The organism is Actinomadura fibrosa (assembly GCF_900659615.1).
In the GTDB taxonomy this organism is placed as follows: Bacteria; Actinomycetota; Actinomycetes; order Streptosporangiales; family Streptosporangiaceae; genus Spirillospora; species Spirillospora fibrosa.
In genome coordinates, this window is sequence record NZ_CAACUY010000480.1 from 1 (window position 1) to 3,014 (window position 3,014).

Genomic DNA, 3,014 nt, shown 5'->3' on the forward strand with positions numbered 1-3,014 from the left:
GTCCGCCCGCGTCGCGCTGCCCCCGGCCGCGGCGTCCGCTCAGGGCCGCCGCGCTGATCCCCGCGAGCAGGACGCCCGCGGCGGTCCCGACCGCCACGTTCAGCGGCAGGTTGGGCGACGACGGCGCCGACGGCGTCGTGGCGAGGCTCATCAGCGCGACGCGGACGCCGGTGTCGGCCCGGTGGGACGTCCCGTACCGGACGAGCGCGTCGGCGGCCGCGTTGGCGAACGCGGCGGCGTCGGCCGGGCCGTCGCCGGAACCGGTGAGCCGGATCAGCGGCGTGTCCGGGGACGTGACCGCCTGGACGTGCTGGCGGGTCGTCCCCGGCGGCACGGCGGGCAGCGGGATCGAGGAGTAACCGAGCGTCTCCGGCAGCGGCGCGAGGCGCCCGAACGCCTGCGCGAAGCTCACCGCGGCCGGGCCGTCCTGCCCTTGGGCACCGTCGTCCACGACCAGCACGTACGCGGTCGCGGTGTAGACGGTCGGCGCGAGCAGGGCGTAGCCGAGCCCGCCGAGGAACCCGGTCAGGACGAAGACGATCGGCAGCGCGTACCGCCGGACGGCCGCGCCGAGCGCGGAAAGCGCGCGGCGCGCGCACCGGACGGGTCCGGCGAGCGGGCCGATCCGTTCCATGACGGGCCTCTGGGTGGCCTCACGCTTCGGCATGACGAGCCCCTCTCGTATCGGATGAACGCGGCCTGGGTGGGTTGAACCTGCTGAAGTCGGATGAACGCCGTTCGTGCTGGTCGAACTCGTGCTGGTCGAACGCGGGCCGTGCCGGAACGAAGCGTCGGGTCATGTCGGGACGGCCTCCTGGGCGGCGGGGGGCCGGGCGGCACCGCCGTACGACTCGTCCGGGTCGAGGCCGTCGCGGTAGAGCCGGGCGAGCCGGGCGGCCTGCTCGGCGATCGCGTAGCGGGCGACCGCCGGCGGGACGAGCGACCGCTCCCCGGGGCGGCCGGGCGGGGAGGCGAGCGCGGCGCGCCACGCGTCCATGTCGGTGGGCAGGCGCCGGGCGTCCGGCGCGGCACCGGGGGGCAGGTCGTCCAGCGCGGGGCAGGTCGTGTAGAGGACGGGGAGGCCGGCGGCCAGCGCCTCCAGGACGCCGAGGCCGAACGTCTCCTGCGTGGACGGCGCGGCGAAGACGTCCATGGCCGCGAGCACGCCCGGCACGTCGTCCGTCGCGCCCGCGAAGATCACCCGGTCGGCCGCGCCGAGGTCCCGCGCGAGCCGCTCCAGCGGCACCCGGGCGGGTCCGTCGCCGACGAGCAGCAGCCGCATACCGGCGAGCCCCGCGACCGCCTCGACGAGCAGGTCGAAGCGCTTCGTCGGGACGAGCCGCCCCACGGCCCCGGCGATCCGCTCGTCCCGGCCGATGCCGTACCGGAGGCGGGCCGCGGCGCGGCGGGCGGGGTCGAACGCGAAGGCGGCGGCGTCGATGCCGTTGGGGATGACGGTGATCCGGTCCGGCGGCACGCCCCAGCCGCGCAGCCGGGCGGCGACCGTCGCCGACACCGCGACGGTCGCCGAGCCGAGCCGCTCGGTCGCCCGGTAGAGCGCCCGGACGCCGCGGGTCGCGTCGCGTCCCTCGATGTGCCCGTCGCCCAGCGAGTGCTCGGTGGCGATCACGCGCGGCGTCCCGGCGAGGCGCGCGGCGACGCGGCCGTACACGCACGCGCGGTACAGGTGGGTGTGGACGACGTCGTACCCGCCGCGGCGGATCAGCCGGACGAGCCGCGGCACGGCCGCCGCGTCCCGGTTGCCGCGCATGCCGATCTCGTGGACGGGCACGCCCGCGCGCCGGATCGCCCCGCCGACCGGCCCGGCCTCCGTGAGCGTCGCGACCTCGCAGGCCACCGGCGCGGGCCCGGCCGGCAGATGGCGGAGCAGCAGGAGCAGCTGGTGCTCGGCGCCGCCGTGGCCGAGCCCCGTGATGACGTGCAGGACGCGCGTCATACGCGGCTCCGCCGGCGCAGCTCGTGCCGGGCGAGCTTGGCGCGCAGCCGCAGCCGCCGGTCCCGCTCGCCGATGTAGGTGCGGGGCAGCGCGTGCCGTCCGGGCCGCTCCGGGACGATGTCGCACGCGTAGTCGTACCCGGCGGCGCGGACGGCCTCCACCTCCCGGGCGGTGGCGTGCCCGTAGGGGTAGGCGAAGCCGGTCACGGGGGCCTCGGCGATGTCCTCCAGGTGCGCGCGGCTCTCCTCCAGCTCCTCGCGCAGCTCCGTGCCGGACGTCCCGGGGAGCGACACGTGGTACCTGCCGTGCGAGGCGATCTCCATGCCCGCCGCCGCGGCCTTCCGCAGCTGCTCGACGGACATGAGCGGCTTGCGCGGGCCGTCGTCCCAGGCGTTGTGGGAGCCGATCCGCCCGGACACGACGAACACCGTGGCGCCGAACCCGAACCGCACCAGCGCCGGGACGGCCCGCGTCGCGAAGTCCGCGTAGCCGTCGTCGAAGGTCAGCCCGACCAGCCCGCGCGCCCGTCCCGCGTCCTGCGCCTCCAGGAGCTCGCGGACGCTGACGCCGCGCAGCCCCCGGGCGCGCAGCCAGGCGAGCTGGCCCTCGAACCGCTGCGGCGACACCGTCACGAGGTGCGGGTCCTCATCGAAGTGATCGACCGAGTGGTACATCAGCACCCACGGAATCGGACGCGGATCCGCCGCCGGAGCGTCCGCCGGGGCGTCCGGCAGCACCTCCGTCGGCGCCTCCGCGAGCGCCTCCAGCGGCCCGGTCGGGCGCGTCGGTTCTTCGGTCGGCTTCGTCACTGGTCTCCCCCGATTCGGTGCGGCCGCGGCGGACGAGCGCGCCCAGCGGCGATGCGGTGTTCCCTGACCGTGCGCCCGGCCGTGCGCGCAGCCGTGCGGGCAGGCGGGCGCGCAGCGCGGTCCATGAGCGGCTCCACGGCGCGGTCCATGGGGCGATGAGGTCGCGGCCCGCCAGCGCGACGAGGACGGCGAAGGCCGCGCCGGTCACGGCGGCGCCCACCGCGGGCGGGACGAGCGCGGGCGCGCCG

The 3,014-nt window shown here is 77.3% G+C and carries 3 protein-coding genes; all 3 read right to left on the reverse strand.

The window, feature by feature from the left end; translation table 11 throughout:
- Positions 1-667, reverse strand: a 667-nt coding sequence (locus E1300_RS48820; protein ID WP_131764056.1) for a YveK family protein, incomplete at its 3' end; no start/stop codon positions are given.
- A gap of 129 nt (positions 668-796) precedes the next feature.
- Positions 797-1,957, reverse strand: a complete 1,161-nt coding sequence (locus E1300_RS48825; protein WP_131764057.1) for a glycosyltransferase — start codon at positions 1,955-1,957, stop codon at positions 797-799.
- Entirely contained in the window at positions 1,954-2,766 is an 813-nt protein-coding gene (locus E1300_RS48830) for a polysaccharide deacetylase family protein (RefSeq protein WP_242619905.1), read from the reverse strand. The genes E1300_RS48825 and E1300_RS48830 overlap by 4 nt, the downstream gene beginning before the upstream one ends.
- Positions 2,767-3,014: the final 248 nt, after the last annotated feature.